The sequence below is a fragment of the Polaribacter sp. HaHaR_3_91 genome (genome assembly GCF_019278525.1).
In the GTDB taxonomy this organism is placed as follows: domain Bacteria; phylum Bacteroidota; class Bacteroidia; order Flavobacteriales; family Flavobacteriaceae; genus Polaribacter.
Map to the genome: position 1 here is coordinate 3,907,390 of NZ_CP058986.1, position 21,658 is coordinate 3,929,047.

Annotated in this window: 22 protein-coding genes; 9 read left to right on the forward strand and 13 right to left on the reverse strand. The window is 30.2% G+C overall.

The window, feature by feature from the left end; all coding sequences use genetic code 11:
• Positions 1–13 precede the first annotated feature (13 nt).
• Both H0I27_RS16300 and H0I27_RS16305 read left to right on the forward strand, forming a co-directional pair.
• A complete protein-coding gene (locus H0I27_RS16300; RefSeq protein ID WP_218731695.1) occupies positions 14–2,062 on the forward strand; it encodes a pitrilysin family protein in 2,049 nt (682 codons plus the stop codon).
• Positions 2,063–2,202: 140 nt separating this feature from the next.
• Positions 2,203–2,691 (forward strand): cation transporter, encoded by a 489-nt coding sequence (locus H0I27_RS16305; protein WP_218731696.1) that lies wholly within the window; start codon positions 2,203–2,205, stop codon positions 2,689–2,691.
• A gap of 70 nt (positions 2,692–2,761) precedes the next feature.
• Here the strand turns inward: H0I27_RS16305 and H0I27_RS16310 are convergent, their stop codons facing one another.
• Positions 2,762–4,303 carry a glycine--tRNA ligase gene (locus tag H0I27_RS16310; protein ID WP_218731697.1) on the reverse strand — a complete coding sequence of 514 codons (1,542 nt, stop codon included), beginning with the start codon at positions 4,301–4,303 and terminating at the stop codon, positions 2,762–2,764.
• A 70-nt stretch (positions 4,304–4,373) separates the two neighbouring features.
• On the opposite strand from H0I27_RS16310, the gene H0I27_RS16315 reads away from it, so the two are divergent.
• A complete protein-coding gene (locus H0I27_RS16315; protein WP_218731698.1) occupies positions 4,374–6,890 on the forward strand; it encodes a DUF2569 family protein in 2,517 nt (838 codons plus the stop codon).
• 4 nt (positions 6,891–6,894) lie between these two features.
• Here H0I27_RS16315 and H0I27_RS16320 read toward each other — a convergent pair whose 3' ends face one another.
• Complete coding sequence (locus H0I27_RS16320) at positions 6,895–7,458, reverse strand: class I SAM-dependent methyltransferase (RefSeq protein WP_218731699.1); 564 nt, start codon at positions 7,456–7,458, stop codon at positions 6,895–6,897.
• Positions 7,459–7,511: 53 nt separating this feature from the next.
• On the opposite strand from H0I27_RS16320, the gene H0I27_RS16325 reads away from it, so the two are divergent.
• The gene (locus H0I27_RS16325; RefSeq protein ID WP_218731700.1) at positions 7,512–8,198 is read left to right on the forward strand and encodes a ComF family protein; all 687 of its coding nucleotides are present in this window, start codon (positions 7,512–7,514) and stop codon (positions 8,196–8,198) included.
• Positions 8,199–8,254: 56 nt separating this feature from the next.
• The gene (locus H0I27_RS16330) at positions 8,255–9,877 is read left to right on the forward strand and encodes an Ig-like domain-containing protein (protein WP_218731701.1); all 1,623 of its coding nucleotides are present in this window, start codon (positions 8,255–8,257) and stop codon (positions 9,875–9,877) included.
• 46 nt (positions 9,878–9,923) lie between these two features.
• Here the strand turns inward: H0I27_RS16330 and H0I27_RS16335 are convergent, their stop codons facing one another.
• Complete coding sequence (locus tag H0I27_RS16335) at positions 9,924–11,072, reverse strand: cystathionine gamma-synthase (protein WP_218731702.1); 1,149 nt, start codon at positions 11,070–11,072, stop codon at positions 9,924–9,926.
• Positions 11,073–11,274: 202 nt separating this feature from the next.
• A complete protein-coding gene (locus H0I27_RS16340) occupies positions 11,275–11,730 on the reverse strand; it encodes a DinB family protein (protein ID WP_218731703.1) in 456 nt (151 codons plus the stop codon).
• A 41-nt stretch (positions 11,731–11,771) separates the two neighbouring features.
• Between H0I27_RS16340 and H0I27_RS16345 the strand changes: the two genes are divergently transcribed.
• Complete coding sequence (locus H0I27_RS16345; protein ID WP_218731704.1) at positions 11,772–12,119, forward strand: arsenate reductase family protein; 348 nt, start codon at positions 11,772–11,774, stop codon at positions 12,117–12,119.
• Between the two features lie 25 nt (positions 12,120–12,144).
• Here H0I27_RS16345 and H0I27_RS16350 read toward each other — a convergent pair whose 3' ends face one another.
• The 3 genes from H0I27_RS16350 to H0I27_RS16360 form a co-directional block, all read right to left on the reverse strand.
• Positions 12,145–12,621, reverse strand: coding sequence for a DUF4252 domain-containing protein (locus tag H0I27_RS16350; RefSeq protein WP_218731705.1), 477 nt, complete (start codon positions 12,619–12,621; stop codon positions 12,145–12,147).
• Between the two features lie 84 nt (positions 12,622–12,705).
• Entirely contained in the window at positions 12,706–13,689 is a 984-nt protein-coding gene (locus H0I27_RS16355) for a glycosyltransferase family 4 protein (RefSeq protein ID WP_218731706.1), read from the reverse strand.
• Between the two features lie 93 nt (positions 13,690–13,782).
• Positions 13,783–14,667 carry a hypothetical protein gene (locus H0I27_RS16360; RefSeq protein WP_218731707.1) on the reverse strand — a complete coding sequence of 295 codons (885 nt, stop codon included), beginning with the start codon at positions 14,665–14,667 and terminating at the stop codon, positions 13,783–13,785.
• Between the two features lie 100 nt (positions 14,668–14,767).
• Between H0I27_RS16360 and H0I27_RS16365 the strand changes: the two genes are divergently transcribed.
• From H0I27_RS16365 to mscL, 3 genes are read left to right on the forward strand one after another with little or no spacing between them, the layout of a single operon-like run.
• Positions 14,768–15,388 (forward strand): thymidine kinase, encoded by a 621-nt coding sequence (locus H0I27_RS16365; RefSeq protein WP_218731708.1) that lies wholly within the window; start codon positions 14,768–14,770, stop codon positions 15,386–15,388.
• A complete protein-coding gene (alr, locus tag H0I27_RS16370) occupies positions 15,389–16,486 on the forward strand; it encodes an alanine racemase (RefSeq protein WP_218731709.1) in 1,098 nt (365 codons plus the stop codon). It abuts the gene before it with no gap.
• Between the two features lie 51 nt (positions 16,487–16,537).
• On the forward strand, positions 16,538–16,948 hold the full coding sequence (gene mscL, locus H0I27_RS16375; protein ID WP_240915441.1) for a large conductance mechanosensitive channel protein MscL: 411 nt from the start codon (positions 16,538–16,540) through the stop codon (positions 16,946–16,948).
• 71 nt (positions 16,949–17,019) lie between these two features.
• On the opposite strand, the gene truB is transcribed toward mscL, so the two are convergent.
• The 6 genes from truB to H0I27_RS16405 all read right to left on the reverse strand — a co-directional run bounded on the left by truB (position 17,020) and on the right by H0I27_RS16405 (position 21,657).
• Positions 17,020–17,730 (reverse strand): tRNA pseudouridine(55) synthase TruB, encoded by a 711-nt coding sequence (gene truB, locus H0I27_RS16380; protein WP_218731710.1) that lies wholly within the window; start codon positions 17,728–17,730, stop codon positions 17,020–17,022.
• 58 nt (positions 17,731–17,788) lie between these two features.
• Positions 17,789–18,583, reverse strand: a complete 795-nt coding sequence (locus H0I27_RS16385) for an undecaprenyl-diphosphate phosphatase (RefSeq protein ID WP_218731711.1) — start codon at positions 18,581–18,583, stop codon at positions 17,789–17,791.
• A 2-nt stretch (positions 18,584–18,585) separates the two neighbouring features.
• On the reverse strand, positions 18,586–18,828 hold the full coding sequence (locus tag H0I27_RS16390) for a DUF3098 domain-containing protein (protein ID WP_218731712.1): 243 nt from the start codon (positions 18,826–18,828) through the stop codon (positions 18,586–18,588).
• Between the two features lie 4 nt (positions 18,829–18,832).
• On the reverse strand, positions 18,833–19,711 hold the full coding sequence (locus tag H0I27_RS16395; protein ID WP_218731713.1) for an ABC transporter permease: 879 nt from the start codon (positions 19,709–19,711) through the stop codon (positions 18,833–18,835).
• A 72-nt stretch (positions 19,712–19,783) separates the two neighbouring features.
• Positions 19,784–20,185: a methylmalonyl-CoA epimerase gene (mce, locus tag H0I27_RS16400; RefSeq protein WP_218731714.1), complete on the reverse strand. Its 402-nt coding sequence runs from the start codon at positions 20,183–20,185 to the stop codon at positions 19,784–19,786.
• A 47-nt stretch (positions 20,186–20,232) separates the two neighbouring features.
• Entirely contained in the window at positions 20,233–21,657 is a 1,425-nt protein-coding gene (locus H0I27_RS16405; RefSeq protein ID WP_218731715.1) for a DUF5689 domain-containing protein, read from the reverse strand.
• Position 21,658: the final 1 nt, after the last annotated feature.

The following is a 21,658-nucleotide window of genomic DNA, read 5'->3' on the forward strand; positions in this document are numbered from 1 at the left end:
AAAGACATATACAATGAAAAAACAGATAATATCACTTATCGCACTTATAGCAATGTCTTTTGCTACAACTGCACAAATAGATAGAAGCCAACAACCTAAACCAGGACCAGCACCAAAGGTTCAATTAGGTAAATCAGAAAAATTTACTTTATCAAATGGCTTACAAGTAATTATGGTAGAAAACCATAAATTACCAAGAGCATCTGCTAGTTTAACTATAGACAACAAACCTGTTGTAGAGGGAGACAAGGCAGGAGTTTCTAGCATAATGGGAAGTTTATTAGGAAGAGGAACAAAAAATATTACCAAAGATGAATTTAATGAGAAAGTAGATTTCTTAGGAGCTGGAGTTAATTTTTACAGTTCTGGTGCTTCTGCAAGGTCATTAACAAAATATTTCCCGGAGATATTAGAATTAATGGCAGACGGAGTTATAAACTCTCAATTTACGCAAGAAGAATTCGATAAAGAAATTAAAATTACTTTAGACGGATTAAAATCTGACGAAAAAAATGTTACTAGTACTGCAAGAAGAGTAGAAAGCGCTTTATTGTATGGTAAAAACCATCCTTATGGAGAGTTTATCTCTAAAGAAACTGTAAACAACATTACTTTAGATGATGTTAAAACTAACTACAATACTTATTATAAGCCAAACAATGCTTATTTAATTATTGTTGGAGACATCAATATAAAAGCTACTAAAAAATTAGTAAAAAGTTTATTCAAAAAATGGGTAAAAAGTGATATTCCAGAAGTTACTTTCAAAAAACCAGAGAATGTTTCTAAAACAGAAATCAATTTTATCAATATGCCAAACGCAGTGCAATCAGAAGTTGTAGTTGCTAACAATATCGATTTAAAATTAGGCGACAAAGATTATTATGCAGCTTTATTAGCAAGCAATATTCTTGGTGGTGGTGGAACTGCACGTTTATTTATGAATTTACGTGAAGACAAAGGATACACTTATGGTTCTTATTCTAGCCTTAGACAGAGTAAAGTAGCGGCAACTTTTAGAGCATCTGCAAGTGTTCGTAACGTAGTTACAGACAGTTCTATAGTAGAAATTAAAAAGGAAATCGATAAAATTCGTACTGAAAAAGTTACCGAAGAAGAATTAAAAAATGCAAAAGCACAATATGTTGGTAACTTTGTTATAGATGTACAAAAACCTGCAACTGCGGCTAGTTTTGCTTTAAATATTGCTCGTTATAATTTACCAACAGATTTTTACGAAAACTATTTAACTAACATAAATGCTGTTACTGCAGAAGATGTTCAAAATGCAGCTTTAAAATACTTTAAAAGTGATGAAGCTCGTATAATTGTTACTGGTAAAGCAATTGATGTTTTAGATAATTTAGAAAAAACAGGGTACACCATCAACTACTTTGATAAAAATGGTAATGCTACTGAAAAGCCAGAGATGACTATAGCAATTCCAGAAGGCGTTACTGCAAGTTCTGTTATTGATTCTTACATTGATGCTATTGGAGGAGAAGATAAATTGATGGCAATTGAATCTGTGTCAATTACTTCTGCGGCAAAAGTACAAGGAATGGATATTTCTTTAGTAACAAAAACTGCTGCACCTAATAAAAGTGTTGTTATTGTTTCTGGAATGGGACAAGTTTTACAAAAAATGGTTTTTGATGGTGAAACAGGATACCAAGAAGCACGAGGTAACAAAAAAGAAATGACAGCAGAAGAAATTACAAAATCAAAAGCTAAAAATACAATTATAGGAGAATTAGCATATAAAGAAGGAGAACTTTTAAGAATTGAACCTTTAGAAGGCACCAAAGCTTACGTTATTAAATATGATGATAAAGAAATATTTTTTGATATAAAATCTGGATTAAAATTACAAGAAGTTCAAGTTGTAAAAACTCCAGATGGAAAAGAAGTAAGAGTACCTTCTACTTTTTCTAATTACAAAGAAGTAAAGGGTGTCAAATTTCCATTTTCAATGGGACAAAAAATGGGACCTATGGATATAAAATTTGAGGTTACAGAAATTAAAATTAACGAAGGTGTTACTGACGAAGATTTTAAATAAGCTACTTTAAAAAAGTATAAAAGGTTGAAGATTTCGGTTTTCAACCTTTTTTTATTTAAAATTAGTACAAAAATCTATAAAAATTTAAAAGTCAAGGCTTTTATTAATAAATTTGTAAAATAATTTTATAACTTATAATAATGAAAATTCAAAAAATATTATTTTCTTTCGCACTTGCTTGTTTCCTTTTAATAGGATGTAAAAGTGAAGTTAAAAAAGAAAAACTACCCGTACAAAAAGAGAACGTTTCTTTAGCTATCTCTGGTATGACTTGCGAAATTGGTTGTGCTAAAACGATTCAATCTAAATTATCTAAAAAAGAAGGTGTTATAGATGCTAAAGTTGTTTTTACAGATAGCATTGCAAACATTGCCTTTGATGCAAACACAACTTCTAAAGAAGATTTAGTTGCTTTTGTTAGCGGTATTGCTGGCGGAGAACTTTATAAAGCTTCTATTGCTCCTAAAAAAGTAGCACATACTTGTACAGAAGATTGTAAAGAAACTTGCCAAAACAAAACTACTACTACAGCAGCAGAGAAAGCTTGTTGCTCTGTTAATGAAGATGGAACAACCTTTTGTAAAGAAGACTGTAAAATGGCTTGTTGTGCAGACAAAATAGCAGCATAACACTTATTTTAAAAGCAAAAAAAAGCTGAATCTCAATTGAGATTCAGCTTTTTTTTTGCTTAAAATTTAATTACATTTTCTGTAACCAAGTTTTTACATCTACTTCTGCTTTAATAATTTCTTTTAAATCGGCTATTGCAACACGTTTTTGCTCCATAGTATCTCTATGTCTTATAGTAACACATTTATCTTCTAAAGTGTCATGATCTACAGTAATACAAAATGGTGTTCCTGCTGCATCCTGACGTCTATAACGTTTACCAACGGCATCTTTTTCATCGTAAAAAACGTTGAAATCCCATTTTAAATCGTCCATAATTTCACGCGCTACTTCTGGCAAACCATCCTTTTTAACTAAAGGAAAGATAGCTGCTTTAAAAGGCGCTAAGACTGCAGGTAATTTTAAAACAGTTCTTGTAGTTCCATTTTCTAACGCTTCCTCTTGTAAAGAGTTAGAAAAAACCGCCAAAAACATTCTATCTAAACCAATAGAAGTTTCTACTACATAAGGTGTGTAACTTTTATTTTCTTCATGATCGAAATACTGTAATTTCTTACCAGAAAATTCTTCATGCGCTTTTAAATCGAAATCTGTACGAGAATGAATACCTTCTAATTCTTTAAATCCGAAAGGGAAGTTAAATTCAATATCTGCTGCTGCATCTGCATAATGAGCTAATTTATCGTGGTCATGAAAGCGGTAGTTCTCCGCTCCCATTCCTAAAGATAAATGCCATTTTAAACGTGTTTCTTTCCAAGCATCATACCATTCTTTTTGAGTTCCTGGTTTTACAAAAAATTGCATTTCCATTTGTTCAAACTCACGCATTCTAAAAATAAATTGTCTTGCAACAATCTCATTTCTAAAAGCCTTACCGGTTTGTGCAATTCCGAAAGGAATTTTCATTCTACCCGTTTTTTGCACGTTTAAGAAATTTACAAAAATTCCTTGTGCAGTTTCTGGACGCAAATATAAATCCATTGCAGTTTCTGCAGAAGCACCTAATTTAGTACCAAACATTAAATTAAACTGTTTTACATCCGTCCAATTTCTAGAACCTGTTAAAGGATCTGCAATTTCTAACTCTTCAATTAATAACTTTACGTCAGCTAAGTCTTCTTTTTCTAAAGAAGAACCCATTCTTGCTAAAATTGTATTTATTTTTTCTTGATACCCAACAACTCTTCCATTGGTCGCTAAAAATTCTTCTTTATTAAAAGCATCACCAAAACGTTTTTCTGCTTTAGCAACTTCTTTATTTATTTTACCTTCAATTTTAGCACAATATTCTTCAATTAAAACATCAGCTCTGTAACGTTTTTTAGAATCTTTGTTATCAATTAATGGATCGTTAAAAGCATCTACGTGTCCAGAAGCTTTCCAAGTTGTAGGATGCATTAATATTGAAGCATCTATACCTACAATGTTTTCGTGCATTTGCACCATTGCTTTCCACCAATAATCTCTAATATTTTTCTTTAGCTCAACTCCGTTTTGAGCATAATCGTAAACCGCACTTAATCCGTCATAAATTTCAGAAGACTGAAAAACATAACCATATTCTTTAGCGTGCGATAATACTTTCTTAAATTGATCTTCTTGTTTTGCCATAAAGCAAAAATAAATTATTTATATCAATTTTTTATATATTAAAAATTACTTTTGTTAAAACTTTTATAACATGTTAAAAAGCCTTTTTACGGTTGTTTTCTCCTTCTTATTTGTCTCTTTAAATTTTGCTCAGATTAAAAAAACATCAACACCTAATTGGGTTGAAGTTCAAACCTATGCCAGCGAGCCAGATATTAATTTTGATGAAATAACACAGGGAACTTTAATTCTCTTATACGATCAACAAACACAAGTAGATAGCGAAGAAAATTATTTTAAAGTTGTCACTAAAATTACGGAAAATGTAGGTATACAAGAAGCATCGAGTATTAATATTTCTTTTGATCCAAGTTATCAAAACCTTAGTTTTCATGAAATTGATATTATAAGAAATGGACAAACCATCAGTAAACTCAACAATTCAGAATTTCAAACCATAAGACAAGAGTTAGATGCAGAAAATTATATCTATGATGGTAGTTTGTCTGCAGTAACTCATATTAGCGATGTAAGAGTTGGAGATATTATAGCTTATAGTTTTACACGAAAGGGATACAACCCTATTCATAAAAATTATTTTGCAGAGTATTATAATTTAGACAATTCACATCCGATAGGTAAAATAAATGTAAGAATTAACTCTAAAAACAAACTTGAAGTAAAGTCATTTAAAAACCAATTAAAGTTTAACGAAACTTTTAATAACAACAAATACACGTATACTTTATTAGAAGAAAATATTAGTGCCACCCATTTTGAAGACAATACGCCTTCGTGGTTTTTAGATGCTAACTTTATAGAAATAGGTAATTACAAATCTTGGGAAAATTTAATTGATTGGGGTGTTCAACTTTTTAAAGTTAAAAACAATCTATCTAACAGTTTATTAAAAAAAATTAAAGAAATTGATAAAGAAAACAATACTAAAGGTCTAAAAATAGAAGCTACATTAAGGTTTGTGCAAGATGAAGTAAGATATTTAGGGTTAGAAAACGGAATTAGCGCTTACAAACCTTCGTCTCCTAACAAGGTTTATAACCAACGATTTGGTGACTGTAAAGACAAAAGTCTATTATTAGTAACCATGCTTAATCAAATGAACATTGAAGCGTATCCTGTTTTAGTGAGTACTTATCTAAAGAAAACTGTTACCAATTTATTGCCAAATCCTGCTCATTTTAATCATTGTGTAGTTAAAGTTATCGATGGTAATGAAGGTGAGCGTTGGTATGACCCAACAATCACAAATCAAGGTGGTACTTTTAATAAAGTTGTTTTTCCTGATTATAGATTTGGATTAGTTCTTAAAAAAGGAAATAAAGATTTCGAAGAAATTTTTCCGTTTGCAGAAAACACCATCGATATAACAGATAATTATATTTTAGAGGAAGTTGGCAAAGGTGCAATCTTAAAAATAACTAGTATTTACAGTGAAGCAGAGGCTGATAATATTCGTTTTTATTTTAAAAACAATAGTATTATCAACATCCAAAAAGAGTTTGAAAAATTTTACTCAGACTATCATGCGAATATAAAAAGTTTAGGCAAACCAGAATATACAGACAATCTTAAAACAAACACATTTACAATAAACGAAACTTATAAGATTGATAGTATTTGGCAACCATCATACATGGAAAACCAGATTGGTGTAGATTTTACACCGTACACAATAACAAATGTACTATCAATGCCTTCTAAAATTGAAAGAGAAACACCTTTCGAACTTAGTTATCCTATTACAAGAAGCCACACCATTAATGTAGAGTTACCAGAAGAATGGAATGTTGATGAAGACAATTTTAACTTGAACTCTCCAAATATTTTTTACGATTTTGATGTATTATATAATAAATCTAAAAATATATTAACTTTAAAACATTTACTTAAAATACAAAAGGACTTTGTAAGTGTAGCCGAATTTCCAGCATTTTATAATGACTTAAAAAAACTAGATAGCGAGTTAAACTACAACATTTCCTATAATACAGGAGGTAGTTCTACCTCAACTGGTTCAGCATTAAAATACTTAGGCATTTTTATATTTATTTGTTTTTTAATATTTTTTACTTGGTTAGCTTTTAAACTTTATCACTACGATGTAACACCAAAAATTGAATCTTATTATCAAGAAAATAAACCTATTGGTGGTTGGTTAATTTTAATTGGTATTGGACTCTGTATCTCACCAATAAGGGTTTTTATGGATTTATTAAATACAGAAGTATATTTAAATGGAGATTGGTTAGTCTATTTTGGTGGCACAGACTTTAGTTTATCTATAGGGCTATTATTAATTATTGAAACAATATTTAACGCAGCAGTTTTAGTCTTTTTACCACTAATTATTGTTTTATTTATAAAAAAGAGAAGTAGTTTCCCTAGAGTATATGCTATCTTTTTAATCGTTTATTTGGTATTTATAGTAGCGGATTCATTTTTAGCAACAGCCATAACAGGTGTTAATAATTTAACAAGTGTAGAGGAAAATCAACTACTAAAAAGTTTTATTTCTACAGGAATTATTGTTCCTTATTTATTATTATCAGAAAGAGTTAAAGAAACTTTTGTAAAAATATATCAATAAAATTTTAACTTACCTTTTTACAATGATAAACAAAAGCTGGAGGGAAATTTAAGGGCTCAAAACCTAAAGATATAGATTGATTAAACACATTTTTAAGTTTTTTAAAATATGTTAAACTATACTGAAACTGAATAAAGGTTCCATTATCTACTAAAGCACGAAAAGATTTTTCTAAAATTTCATCTGCAACTTCCTCCGGAATGATGGTTAAAGGCAAACTAGAAATAATGTGACACGTTTTATTTAAGTTGAGTTTTTTTAGTTCTTCTTCAATTTTTTCTGCGGATGATTTTACAACAATAAGTTGCTTGTTTTTTATTTCAGATAGTTCATTGTAAAAACAATCATTAATTTCAAAACAAATTAGAGTTGCATTAATGGGTAACTTCTCTAAAATAAGTTTGGTTATCGCTCCGTTTCCAGGACCAAATTCTACTAAAACTTCTACTTTAGAAAAATCTATTTTCTTTAACATTCTTTCTGCTAAAAATCGAGAACTCGGTGTAACAGTTCCTAAGGTCTTTAAGTTCTTTATTGACTCTTTAAAAAAATTTATTCTGTTGTTCAAATCTTATTCTTAAATTATAATCTTATCTTTCTAAAAAAAAAGGCTTTGTAAAAATGCGAATTTTAAAAGACTTATTCAATCTTTTTTACCCCAAATTATGTGCAAATTGCGATAATCAACTCACTAAGAATGAAAATGCAATATGTACATTTTGCAGGCACGACTTACCTTTAACTAATTTTACAAACTATTCTGAAAATAAAATAACTAAAACATTCTATGGAAGAATTACCATAGAAAAAGCATATTCTTTATTATTTTACAGAAAAATAGGGATAACCAAAAAATTAATTCACGAATTAAAATACAAAGGAAATGAAGAAGTAGGTGTGTTTTTCGGAAATTGGCTGGGAGAGATGTTAATAGAAAATAATGAATTTTCTGCTATTGATGTTATTGTTCCCGTTCCGTTGCATCCTAAAAAACGAAGGGAAAGAGGTTATAATCAAGTTTCAAAATTTGGAGAATCCTTAAGTAATCACCTAAATAAAACCTTTGTAGAAGATATTTTATTAAGAACTTCCTCCTCAAAAACTCAAACTTTTAAAGCTCGTTTTGAGCGTTTTAATAATAACGATACAAAATTTCAGTTATCTAACATAACAGCCTTAAAAAATAAACACATTTTACTAATTGATGATGTTATTACAACTGGTGCAACTTTAGAAGCTTGTGCAAAAGAGCTGCAAAAAACCGAAGGTGTAAAAATTAGTATTTTAACAATGGCATACACCGAATAAACTTTATGATTTTTAAGTCAAAAATATATTGTTAATTTGTATAAAATTTACTTTTTGTGAGACACTTTTTTAGATTAATTTTTTTTAGCATTTCAATTGTAATTTTAACTAACTGCGCAAGAACAGGAAACCCAGAAGGTGGTCCTAAAGACGAAGACGCCCCTTTGTTCGTGACCTCTAAACCAGCATATGAAACCATTAATTTTGATGCAAAAGAGATAGAATTAAACTTTAACGAGTATATAAAATTAAAGGACCTAAACAAACAACTAATTGTTTCTCCTCCTCTAAAAACACCTTTATTGGTTACACCACAAAGTACGGCTAGTAAATTTTTAAACATCAAAATACTTGATACTTTACAAGAAAACACTACCTATATTATAAACTTTGGTAATGCTATTGAAGATAATAATGAAGGAAACAAGTTAGAAAGTTTTAAATATGTTTTTTCTACTGGTAAATATATAGACTCACTTTCTACTTCTGGTAAAATTAAAGATGCTTATTTAGACGAAAGTCAAAAAAACATCAATGTTTTATTATATAAAATAGATAGTTCTTTTACAGATTCCATCGTTTTTAAAAAGAAACCAAATTATGTAACAAGTTCTTTAGACACTTCTCTTTTTAACCTTACAAACTTAAAAGAAGGTAAGTATTTAATGGTTGCTTTAAAAGAAACTGTCAACGATTACCTTTTTAATCCAAGGGAAGATAAAATAGGTTTTTTTACAGATACCATAACTTTACCTAGAGATAGTATTATAAAAAAACCAATAATATTATTTAAAGAAACTCAACCTTATTCATTTAAACGTGGTAAAGAAATTACAAGAGGTAAAATTGAATTTGGTTATGAAGGTGTCATAAAAGATCTAAAAGTTCAAATTATCTCTGATACTCCAGAAGACTTTAGAAGTGTTTCTAAGCTAGAAATAGATAAAGACACACTAAATTACTGGTACAAACCTTTTGAAGCGGATTCTTTAAATTTTATAGTTACAAACGATAGATTTATAGATACAGTTACTGTAAATCTTCGTAAGAAAAAAACAGACTCGTTAATTTTAAGTTCTTCTGTAAGCGGAACACTACAACTTAGGGATACTTTTTTTATAAAAGGAAACAACCCGCTTGTAAAAATTGATACGAGCAAGATTACCTTGGTAGATAAAGATACATTATCAGTTCCTTTTGTTAGTATAATTTCTAACATAGAAAATAAAATAGCCTTTATTTTTGATAAAGAACCACAACAGAAATATGCTTTTAAGATGATGCCAGACGCTATTTCTGATATCTTTGAACAAAAAAACGATACTTTAAACTTCAAATTTACTACAAAAGAAATTGAAGATTACGGAAGAATTACCATGGATATTGTAAACGAAACTTCTAATCATTTAATTATTGAACTTTTAGAAGGAAAAAACAAAGACAAACTTATAGAAAGACGCTTTATTACAGGTTCTGGGCAAATACGATACAATCTATTAGAACCAAAAACATATTTTATTAGAGCCATTATTGATGAAAATAAAAACAATAAATGGGACACTGGTAATTACTTGTTAAAACAACAACCGGAAAGCATTATTTATTATCCTCAGGAATTAAAATTACGTGCAAACTACTACTTAGACGGAAATGTCTTTACTGTTAAAAATCCGGAATAAGTTTTAAATTAAAAGCATAAAAAAAAGAGCCAATTGGCTCTTTTTTTTATGCTTTTAAGGCTTGTTCTAAATCAGTAAGTATATCTTCTATATCTTCAATACCTACACTTAAACGAATTAAGGAATTTGTAATTCCCATTCGCTCTTTTTCTGGAGCAGGAATAGAACCATGAGACATGCTAATTGGATGATTAGATAAACTTTCTACGCCGCCTAAAGATTCTGCAAGCGTAAATATTTTAGTGTTTTTTAAAAATGCATATGCTGCTTCTTGTGTCTCCTCTTTTAGTCGGAAAGAAACCATTCCTCCAAAACCATTCATTTGACTTTTTGCCAATTCGTAGTTTGGATGATTTTCTAAACCAGGATAATAAACTTGACTAACTTTTGGATGCTTTTCTAAAAATTTAGCCACTACAATTCCGTTTTCACAATGTCGTTGCATTCTTATATGTAACGTTTTTATACCCCTTAATGCTAAAAAAGAGTCCATTGGTCCAGAAATTGCGCCTGCTGCGTATTGAATAAAATGAATATCTTCTGCCAGCTTTTTATCTTTTACAACCAAAGCGCCCATAATTAAATCGCTATGGCCTCCTAAATATTTTGTTGCAGAATGCATTACAATATCAGTTCCTAAATCTAAAGGTTGCTGTAAATATGGCGTTGCAAACGTATTGTCTACTCCTATTAAAATAGTAGCATCAATATCTTTTACTGCTGATGAAATTGCTTTAATATCGGCAATTTTCATCAATGGATTGGTTGGTGTTTCTATCCAAACTAGCTTTGTATTTTCCGTAATGGCATTTGTAATGTTTGCAACATCGTCCATATTTACAAAAGAAAACTCTAATCCGTATTTTTGAAATAACTTGGTAAACATTCTATAACTTCCACCATATAAATCGTCTCCTGCAATAATTTCATCTCCAGGATTTAATAAACGTAAAACAGCATCTATTGCTGCCAAACCCGATGCAAATGCAAATCCGTGAGTTCCATTTTCTAAAGATGCTAAACTATTTTCTAAGGCAGCCCTTGTTGGGTTTCCTCCTCTAGAATATTCGAATCCTTTGTGTTTCGTAGGACTCGTTTTAGCAAAAGTAGATGTTAAAAAAACTGGAGGCATTACTGCTCCGGTAGTTTCTTCTGGTTTTTGACCTCCGTGAATTGTTTTGGTATTGAATTTCATCTTTAAAAATGTATTGATAATTTTATATTACTATAAGTTAGCAAACTAGTTTAGCCCAGATTGAAGTGGCATCCTTTTTATAGCCTATAAAGAGGAGAATCTATTTTAAGCTATGAGATTGCGAATCTCAAAGAAAAAGTGTGATTCGCAATGACAGCTATAAAAAGATATAACGAAAAGCTGGAAACAGCTTCTAATAAACCTATAAAAATTTCTTGATAGATCTTATAATTCCATAGTGAATTCCTTCGTGAAAATTGTTAAAAGAAATAGCAACCTCTATAGAATTAAGTACAAAACCAGTACTTGTTGGGTATTCTACAAAATTCTCAAAAATACCTGCTTCGTAATCTTCTTGTAAAGTGTCTGGCAAACCTAAAAGCAACTCTTTTACTTCTTCAAACTCTTCTTCTGTAAAGGTTTTTGTTGGTACGGTTCCTTTTTTATAATCTTCGATTAACTCATCTGGACATAAACAGTTTAAACCTGCTAATTTGTAGTTTAAAAGCTGCTGCGTAACCACTAAATGTGCCACATTCCAAGCAATGTTATTTTTAAAACCAGCTGGTGTAGTATGGATTTGTTCTAAAGTTAAGCCCTCTAATTCTTTTAAAACTAGTGTGCGAGATGTTCTTAAAAGATCGAATTGTATGTTCATTTTTTTGTGTAATTTTGGAGATGTAAATATAATCTATAAAAATGAAGAAAGTCTATTTTTTACAAACTTGTGATACTTGCCGAAGAATTTTAAAAGAGGTAAATACCGATGGTTTTGAACGACAGGAAATTAAAACAAACAACCTTACTGCAGATCAATTAGAAGAAATGTATGCCATTTCTGGCAGTTATGAAGCACTTTTTAATAAACGTGCAAAGTTGTATAAATCTATGGATTTAAAAAACCAAACGTTGTCTGAGGCTGATTATAGACAGTTTCTTTTGGATGAATACACGTTTTTAAAGCGTCCGGTTTTTATAGTTGATGAAGAATTTTTTATTGGAAATAGTAAAAAAGTAATTGAAGCTTTAAAAGAGAAGATTGGTTAAAACCTTCTCTTTTTATTCTTGTTTTTTAATTTGATGAATACTTTACATCCGAAGAAGAAATCATTGCGGCTAATTCATCGTGTGTAATTTTAGTTTTTACCCCAAACAGCACCATTTTTTCTGAATCGCTGTTTGCTCTAATAATTATTTCTCTAATGTAGCTACCTTTCTCTATAAAAAATAATTCGGCTTTACTTCCGTTTTCTTTTACTCGAGCAAGCGTTTTTAGATTGTTTTTTCTGCCGAATTTTCTAAAATCCTTAGAGAGATTATTGTCTTTATTATCAAAAATCATTAATTTAAAATCGCTCGATTTTCTAATGATGTTCATTAAATCGTCATCGTCTTCATTATCTAAAAATGAACCTGCTAATGAAGCTGATAAATTGATAGAGAACGTAGATTTTTCTTTATTTGAATTGTAGAAATTTTGAAATGCCGCATCTTGTGCAGAAATAGCTGTTATAAAAAGTGTGAATAAAATTGTTGCTAAATGTTTCATGTTAGTAGGTTTTAAATTAAAGACGACCACGAACTACATTTGTTACAATTGCTATTCTTACAGCTTATTTTACAGCATCTAAACCTATGTTGTTTTATAAACTGCCATTAAGTTTTCTGCTTCTTTTTTTGCACTCCAGTTTTTTAGAATTTCTTCTCGTGCTTCTTTTCCTAAAAGAGGAATTTCATTCTTTAATGACTTAGATAAAAGTGTTTCTAATTCTGAGGTAGCCCCTGCTTCAAATAAATAACCATTCTTTTGATTATCTATTAATGAAGAATGGACTCCCACATTTTTAGTTGCAATTACAGAACATCCACAAGACATAGCTTCTGCAGTTACTAAAGAAAATCCTTCCGAAAAACTAGGCACAACAGCAATTTTTGAAGCTTGATAATAAGAAACAATATCTGATGTTTCACCTACAAAATATATTTGATCTGCAATATGATGCTTTTTTGCAATCTTTTTTAATTCCTCTAAAAAAGCAGGTTTATCTATTTTACCAACAATTACCAAAGCCCAATTTTTATGTTCTTTTAAAACCTTAGCTGCTTCTAATAAAACTACTTGCCCTTTTGCTTTACGAACTCTTCCTGCACATAAAATTACATTTTCTTGCTGAATATTTTCTAAAGCGACATCCTTTTTAGGAGAAAACAAATCAACATTTACTCCATGACCAACAATGGTATTTTTTATACCTAAGTTTTCACTCATACTTTCTATGAGTGTTACCACTTTATCGGCTTTTTTTAATAATTTTAAAGTTAATCCAGACGGAGTCGTTTCTGCGTGACGTGTTGCAATTAACTTAAACTTTGCTCCTAAAAAACGTAGAAATAACATTCTCATTATTTCATTATTTCTATGACAATGCACAACAACCTCTCGATCAGAAAAAAGAAGTTTCTTTAATTTTGAAGTCGTAATTTTATCTCCTTCAACATTATAACCATAAACATAAGTCTCATACTCCTTATTAAAAAAAGGTAGCACATTTTCTATACTTCTAGTAACTCCGGTTCTTCGTTTATGAAAATGCGTATGTATTAAAATTGGTTTCAAGAGTTATTCTATTTTCTAGGGTTAATAAAATATAAAGCAGTAAATAATTCTGTTATTCCATTAAATTATTTACTGCTCTAAATTTAAATAGTTTTATGCAAATTTACGCTCTACAATTTCTATAAAACGAGTCTCTAATTCTTGTTGAGAAGACCAGTCGTAATCTGGTTTTACCATTTTATTGATAAATTTTAAAGCTTCCTTTTCTGTTCCGTATGTATTTAATTGAGAAACTACTCTATTAAAATCTTCTTGACTTCCATCAAACAAATTCTTTACAAAGGCAATTCTATCATTTAAACCTATTTGAATATTAGCAGAAAACCTATCATTTAATGATTTTGGTGCAGCAGCAGGAATATCAAATAAAGTAGCCATTTGATCTACAGAAATAGTGTCTTGCAACTCTTCTTCTAAAGACAAAGTCTTACTTTCTTCAATTTTAACTTCTTCCTTTACTTCAACTGGGGTTGGTTCTGCAAATATAATATCTTCTATTTCATCAAAAGGTTGTTCTATAATTTCTTCAACTACAACCTTCACTTCTTCTTTCACATCCTCTTCAATCTCTTCTTCAATTTCCTCTTCGGCATCTTCTTCTGCTTCTTCTATCACTAACTCCTCTGCCAATTCTTCCTCAATTTGGTCTTCAACAGGTAAAGTTACTCCCTCTTCTTCTATTTCATAAAGGGTTACTGTTTCTTCTTCAATATCTTCTTTAACCGGCTCAATATCAACCGCAAAAACTTCTTGTTTTTCTTTTAATGCGATTCCTTTTTCTACATTTTCAATTAATTCCTCTTTTGTTACTTCTAAATTGGGTGTTGTATTTATATATTCTTCTACAAAAGCTAATAAAGATAATTTTTCATAAATTTCTTTCGATTTTTCTTTTAAAGCAAACACATCCTCTTTATTTTTTAATTGCAAAATGCTGTGTGCTAAACTCATTAAATCGGCTTCTAATTTTTTGTGCATAAGTTGTAAGTTGAAGTTATTTTTTACTCGTAAATATTCATAAATTTGTTGAAATTCAAAGTAACATCAAATTTAATATTCTAACGCCTAAAATTACAAAATGTTTCTCGAAAATACAGTAAATCATTCAGAACAATTTGGCTGGATTGAAGTAGTTTGTGGTTCTATGTTCTCTGGTAAAACAGAAGAATTGATTAGAAGATTAAAACGTGCTCAATTTGCAAAACAACGTGTAGAAATCTTCAAACCTGAGGTTGATACACGCTATGATGAAGAAGAAGTAGTTTCTCATAATGATAATAGAATTCGCTCTACACCTGTGCCTGTTGCCTCTAACATTCGCTTATTAGCAACTGATGTTGATGTTGTTGGTATTGATGAAGCTCAGTTTTTTGACGATGAAATTGTTGCCGTTTGTAACGACCTTGCCAACCGAGGTGTTCGAGTAATTGTTGCGGGGTTAGATATGGATTTTAAAGGAAAACCATTTGGTCCAATGCCTGCTTTAATGGCAACTGCAGAATACGTTACAAAAGTACATGCAGTATGCACACATACAGGAAACTTGGCAAATTACAGTTTTAGAAAAACCCAAAATGAGGATTTAGTACTATTAGGAGAAACCCAAGAATATGAGCCTTTAAGTAGAGCTGCATATTACAAGGCACTCCAAAAACAAAAAATGTTAACACAAAAAGATGTTGATTCAACTAAGGAATAAATGAATAACCATGTTACAGTTTTAGAAATTGATGGAGATGCACTATTGCATAACCTAAATTATTTTAAAGGCAAATTACAACCAGAAACAAAAGTTCTAGCGGTTGTTAAAGCTTTTGCCTATGGTAGTGATGCCGTACAAATTGCTAAATTTTTAGAAAATAAGGTAGATTATTTTGCCGTAGCTTATGTTCATGAAGGAATAGCTTTGCGTGAAGCTGGTGTAGAAAGTCCTATTTTAGTTTTACACCCACACATACAAAACTTACAATCTGTTGTAAACTATAGGTTAGAGCCTTGTTTATACAATTTTAAAATTTTTAATGCCTTTTTAAAACTGGCTGATGAAATTCCGTTAATGAATTACCCAGTTCATATAAAGTTTAATACAGGCTTAAATAGATTAGGGTTTTGGCATACAGATATTCCTAATATAATTGCCGAATTAAAGGAAGCAACACACGTAAAAGTAGCTTCTTTATTTTCTCACTTAGCTGCAAGTGAAGATTTAGAAGAACAAGACTTTACCATTAATCAAATAAATAACTTTGCATACATTGCCCAACAATTTTACAAACATTTAGGGTACGAACCAATGCTGCATATTTTAAATACTTCTGGCGTAATAAACTACCCAAAAGCACAATTTAATATGGTTAGAATTGGTATTGGCTTGTATGGTTTTGGTAACGATGAAAAAGAAACGGCTCAACTTAAAAATACACATAATCTAAAATCTATTATTTCTCAAATTCATATTATAGAACCAGGAGAAACAGTTGGCTACAATAGAGCTTTTACCGCCAAAAGACAAAGCAAAACGGCAACCATACCAATTGGTCATGCAGATGGTTTGTCTAGAAGATTGGGAAATAAAAAGGGCTATGTTATTATCAAGAATCAAAAAGCACACATTATTGGTAACGTTTGTATGGACATGATTATGGTAGATATTACTAAAATTGATTGTGCTGAAGGTGATGAAGTAATCATCTTTAATAATCAAGAAATGATACAACATATTGCCGATGTTTCTGAAACAATACCTTACGAAACCTTAACCGCAATTTCACAGCGTGTTAACAAAATGTTAAAGTGATGATTTTTTTTATTACTTTTGTATTCTAACAAATAATAAAAATAATAAAAAATGGGAATGCTTAAAGAGTTTAAAGACTTTGCAATGAAGGGAAACCTTATTGATATTGCAGTAGGTTTTGTAATGGGTGCAGCTTTTAAACAAGTTGTAACTTCTTTTACAGGAGGAATTGTTTCTCCACTAATTGGATTAATATTTAATACTGATTTAAAAGATTTGAAATGGATCGCTAAAGAGGGTGTTGTAGATGACGCTGGAAAAGTTGTTGGTGAAGTAGCTGTTTTATACGGAGATTTCTTAACAAACGTTATCGATTTTATAATTGTTGCTTTTGTAATGTTTATGATTGTAAAAGGTATTAACTCAACTAAAAAGAAAGAAGAACCAGCTCCAGCAGCTCCTGCAGGACCAAGTCAAGAAGACTTATTAGCAGAAATTAGAGATTTATTAGCTAAAAAATAAGTTTCTACACTTCTATATAAAACAAAAACCCAAGCAAATGCTTGGGTTTTTTATATAAAATATTTTAACTATTAAGATTCTACAGTGTCATCTTGTATATCTTGAATAAATTGCTCTACAGAAACTCCATTTTCAACAGAAAAATCACCAATTTTAGTTCTTCTTAATGCTGATAAATGTGCGCCTGAATTTAAAGCCAATCCAAAATCGTACGCTAAGGAACGAATGTAAGTACCTTTACTACAAACCACTCTAAATTCTACTTCTGGTAAATCTATTTTTGTGATTTCGAATTCTGTTATGCTTACAGTTCTTGCATTAATTTCTGTAGTTTCACCCTTTCGAGCTAACTCATATAAACGTTTACCATCTTTCTTAATTGCAGAAAAAATAGGTGGTCTTTGCTGAATATCCCCAATAAATTGCTTGGTAGTTTCATATAACAATTCTTCTGTTATATGATCTGTTGGATAGGTTTTATCAACCTCAGTTTCTAAATCGTAACTTGGTGTGGTTGCTCCTATTGTAAATGTACCTGTATATTCTTTTTCTTGTCCTTGGTAAACATGTATTTCTTTTGTCTGCTTACCTGTACAAATAATTAATAAACCTGTAGCAAGCGGATCTAAAGTACCCGCATGACCAACTTTAATTTTCTTAATATTAAAGCGTTGTCTAATTTCCCAACGAAGTTTGTTAACTACTTGAAAAGAAGTCCAATTTAAAGGTTTGTCTATTAACAAGACTTGACCGTTTTTATACTCTTCTACTGTTTTTATCATTTTGAAGAAAACTTATTATGATGAAGTCTCTGCTTTCACAGAAATAATCAGACTAAAATTAATTTAAAAGAGCGTAACCAATAGCAACAAAACCAACAATAGCACAGTATAATGAGAAGTAAGATAACTTACTTTTTTTAACCAATGCAATCATCCATTTACAGGCTAATAAACCTGATAAAAAAGCAGCTACAAAACCAATTGAAATAGGCAACATTTCTGAAGATTGAAAACTTAAGTCTCCACCTAATAAATCTTTACCTATTTTACCAAAAATTAATGGAACCACCATTAAGAAAGAAAAACGGGCTGCTTTTGTTCTATCAATACCTAATAAAACAGAGGTAGAAATTGTTGCTCCAGATCTAGAAATACCTGGCAACATTGCAATTGCTTGAGAAATTCCAATTATTAATGAATTAGAAAATGTTACTTCTTTATTCGTATTTTTTGCTTTATCTGCTAATAATAAAAGTACAGCAGTTACTAACAACATAACCCCTACTAATAGAATTTTTCCTCCAAAAAAAGACTCTAATTGTTCTTCAAAAAGTAAACCAACAGCAACAGCTGGAATCATTGAAAGAATAATTTTTAAAGAAAACTTAGATTCATCATTCCATTTAAACTGAAACAACCCTTTAAAAATTTCTGCTACTTCTTTTCTAAAAATAACCAAAGTACTTAGTGCTGTAGCAAAGTGTAAAACCACTGTAAAAGTTAAACTTTCTTCCGGTACAGAAGTATCTCCTAAAATTACCTTAGCCAATTCTAAATGACCACTTGAAGAAACTGGTAAAAACTCTGTTAATCCTTGTATTACACCTAAGATTATTGCTTCTAATATATCCATTATTATTTTTTTGGATTTGCTAAAATAGCATAAATTTCAATTCCTAAACCAATAATTACTAAAGTTGGCGCTAAACGAATACGCTGCCAATTATAGATTTCTTCATTAAAAACCTCAGGATTATCACTTCCTCCACCTGACATAAATATAAAACCCATTGCAATAACGATGAGTCCAATAATCATGAAAGTATAATTTCTTTTACCAAATAAAAATACTGGTTGTTCTGTGTTTTCGTTTGCCATTATATTAATAATAAAGTTCGTCTGTTTGTAAGTTTAAAAAACGTTGTGTTGCAAAATAAGTACTAATCCACGTAATTAAAAAAGCTGATATTAAAACACCTCCAACTAAATATCCTAGCGTAACATAATCTTTAACCAAATGTAAACTAGGTGCTAGCTGATCTGCATAATAAATAATAACTCCTAAAGCAACTAGGGCTAAAAGGGCTCCAAAAATACCCAATTTAATACTTTGCCAAATAAAAGGTCTTCTTATAAAGCCTTTTGTTGCACCAACCATTTGCATGGTTTTAATATTAAATCGCTTAGAATATATAGATAATCTAATAGAACTATTAATTAATATCATTGCTATTAACCCAAAGAAACCACAAACAACCAATAGCCAAAAGCTAATTCGTTTTATGTTTTTGGTTAATAAGTTAATTAAAGGTTTATCATAAGAAACATCAGAAACAAAAGCATTTTTGAGAAAACGTGTTTCTAATTCTTGCATTTTTTCAGGTGTTACATAATCTGCTTTTAAGTAGATATCTATTCCGTTTTTTAACGGATTTTCACCTAAAAATTCTAGAAAGTCTTCACCAATTTCTTCGCTATAGATTTTTGCAGCTTTTTCTTTACTCGTATAAATAATTGTTCTTGTAAATTCTTCTTCTAATAAAGAATCTTTAAAACTGTTTCTATTTTTAGTAGAAACATTATCTTTTAAGAACAAAGTTATCGCTACTTTTTCTTTTACTTTATTGGCAACAAAGGTAGATTTTAACAAAACTAACCCTAAAATACCGACCATAAAAAGTACTAAGGCTATACTTACTACTACTGATAAGTAAGAAGATAGCAGTCGTCGTTTTTGATAAGCATCAAATTTAGAAGACATATTATAGAATTTTTTTAAGCCTGCAAGATAATAATTAGAATGCAGTTACCGTAACTGTTAGCAGTATTTTAACTAATCTATTTCTTGACACAACTCAATAAGAACCCCATTGGTAGATTTTGGATGCAAAAAAGCAACTAATTTATTGTCTGCTCCTTTTTTTGGCTCTTTATTTAAAACAATAAAACCTTCATTTTCGAGTCTTTTTATCTCTGCTTTAATATCTAAAACCGCAAAAGCAATATGATGAATTCCTTCGCCTTTCTTTTCTATAAACTTAGCAATTGGACTTTCTGAATTTGTAGCTTCTAATAATTCTATTTTATTAGGTCCTGATTGAAAAAAAGAAGTTTTAACTCCTTCGGATTTTACTTCTTCTGTTTTATAATGTGGTTTTCCAAACAAAGAAGCATACAACGCATTCGATTTTTCTAAATCCTTTACAGCAATACCAATGTGTTCTATTTTATCCATAATGTAAAAATAAGAAAACTTCTTAATTTTCTAAATCAAAAAACACATCATTCTTTTGCATTTATTATTACGTTATCCAACTCATAAGTTCCGTTAAAGTTTACATTTCCGTTACCTGTATATTTAAAAGCGATAAAGGCAGTACCCGAATAATTTGATAAATCGATATAAGTAGAATGCACCCAATTTTTATAATTCTCTCCATCAGAAACAATTTTCGCAGGTAAGACTGTCCAAATTGCAGTATTTATATTGTTTTCGTTTCCATTAAAATCTGTAGAAATTAAAACTTGTAACTCACTTCCATTTCCGAAACTATTGGAAGTTTCAAAAGATAAAAACTCTTGAGATGTAGTGTCTAAGTTAATACTTGAGGTAATTAACCAAGTAATAGTACTTTCATCTCCAGAATTGATAGAATTAACTCTAGCTGCATTACTTTGCGCATAAGTATCTGTGTAAGACCTCCATGATTTCGTCCCTTCTTCTCTAAAGTTAATCCAATTTAAAACATCAATATCTCCAGACTCATTATCAAAATTTTCTGATAATAAAATTATCGAATACTCTTCTGCAGGTAACGGCGTACACCTTTCATCAATCATAGTAACATCGTTGGTATCATTTAAAACAAGTACCATTAAATCCCCTCCAAAATCTTTAGAAACGACCGCGTTTATAGTACCTGCTTTTTCAGGCAAAGTTTCGTTTGAAAAACGAGAAAAAGAACTCGTTTCTACTAATAATTCATCATACCCCAGCCCTAAGCAAGTTTGAATTTTACGTTGTGTATCAAAATCCTCTATGGGATCTACATAAGATTTCCCCGCTAATTTAGCATCAAAAAAAACGTCTTCTAGCGTGATAAAAGTTCCAATATGAGAAGCATTAATTCCTCCAAAATCAATCAATTTTGGCACAATTTCTTCTGTAATTTCCGTTCTATAAATATGATTAGGAATTTGATTTGATGTAACATTTTCAATTTCAGTAAGATCTGTGGTACTAATTTTTCCACCAATAGTAATATTACCATCTCCAGAATTTGTTTCGCCAACGTACAAACCCTTTAAACGGATGTAAACCTCTCTACCAATATTAAACTTATTATAACTATTACTTAAATTCAAGGCAACTTTTATACCAGCTATTGGATTTTCTGGAGCATCTTGCATGTAAAATTCTTTATAGAAATTACCTGACTTATCTGATGAAATAACATAGCCTTTAACTACTATATCGGAAACAATTTCTAAAGGATCATTACCAATTATATACAATTCCTTTAGTTGTTTTATGGTTTTTAATTGAAGAGCGCCAGAAAAAATACTGTCTATAATTTTATTAACAGCTTCATTTTCTTCATTCCCTAAACTTTCTGGTACTGTAAAATCTGCATCTTCTACACAACTCAATAACAAGACGTTTGTTACAAGTATCAATACAACTGTGATTATTTTATTCTTTTTCATC

Coding starts and splice junctions, on each gene's coding strand:
- H0I27_RS16315 (WP_218731698.1), top strand. CDS start 4,374: ATGTTAAAAAGCCTTTTTACGGTTGTTTTCTCCTTCTTATTTGTCTCT.
- H0I27_RS16305 (WP_218731696.1), top strand. CDS start 2,203: ATGAAAATTCAAAAAATATTATTTTCTTTCGCACTTGCTTGTTTCCTT.
- H0I27_RS16340 (WP_218731703.1), bottom strand. CDS start 11,730: ATGAACATACAATTCGATCTTTTAAGAACATCTCGCACACTAGTTTTA.
- H0I27_RS16395 (WP_218731713.1), bottom strand. CDS start 19,711: ATGTCTTCTAAATTTGATGCTTATCAAAAACGACGACTGCTATCTTCT.
- H0I27_RS16405 (WP_218731715.1), bottom strand. CDS start 21,657: ATGAAAAAGAATAAAATAATCACAGTTGTATTGATACTTGTAACAAAC.
- H0I27_RS16345 (WP_218731704.1), top strand. CDS start 11,772: ATGAAGAAAGTCTATTTTTTACAAACTTGTGATACTTGCCGAAGAATT.
- H0I27_RS16390 (WP_218731712.1), bottom strand. CDS start 18,828: ATGGCAAACGAAAACACAGAACAACCAGTATTTTTATTTGGTAAAAGA.
- mce (WP_218731714.1), bottom strand. CDS start 20,185: ATGGATAAAATAGAACACATTGGTATTGCTGTAAAGGATTTAGAAAAA.
- mscL (WP_240915441.1), top strand. CDS start 16,538: ATGGGAATGCTTAAAGAGTTTAAAGACTTTGCAATGAAGGGAAACCTT.
- H0I27_RS16365 (WP_218731708.1), top strand. CDS start 14,768: ATGTTTCTCGAAAATACAGTAAATCATTCAGAACAATTTGGCTGGATT.
- H0I27_RS16360 (WP_218731707.1), bottom strand. CDS start 14,667: ATGCACAAAAAATTAGAAGCCGATTTAATGAGTTTAGCACACAGCATT.
- H0I27_RS16310 (WP_218731697.1), bottom strand. CDS start 4,303: ATGGCAAAACAAGAAGATCAATTTAAGAAAGTATTATCGCACGCTAAA.
- H0I27_RS16335 (WP_218731702.1), bottom strand. CDS start 11,072: ATGAAATTCAATACCAAAACAATTCACGGAGGTCAAAAACCAGAAGAA.
- H0I27_RS16325 (WP_218731700.1), top strand. CDS start 7,512: ATGCGAATTTTAAAAGACTTATTCAATCTTTTTTACCCCAAATTATGT.
- truB (WP_218731710.1), bottom strand. CDS start 17,730: ATGATAAAAACAGTAGAAGAGTATAAAAACGGTCAAGTCTTGTTAATA.
- H0I27_RS16350 (WP_218731705.1), bottom strand. CDS start 12,621: ATGAAACATTTAGCAACAATTTTATTCACACTTTTTATAACAGCTATT.
- alr (WP_218731709.1), top strand. CDS start 15,389: ATGAATAACCATGTTACAGTTTTAGAAATTGATGGAGATGCACTATTG.
- H0I27_RS16385 (WP_218731711.1), bottom strand. CDS start 18,583: ATGGATATATTAGAAGCAATAATCTTAGGTGTAATACAAGGATTAACA.
- H0I27_RS16300 (WP_218731695.1), top strand. CDS start 14: ATGAAAAAACAGATAATATCACTTATCGCACTTATAGCAATGTCTTTT.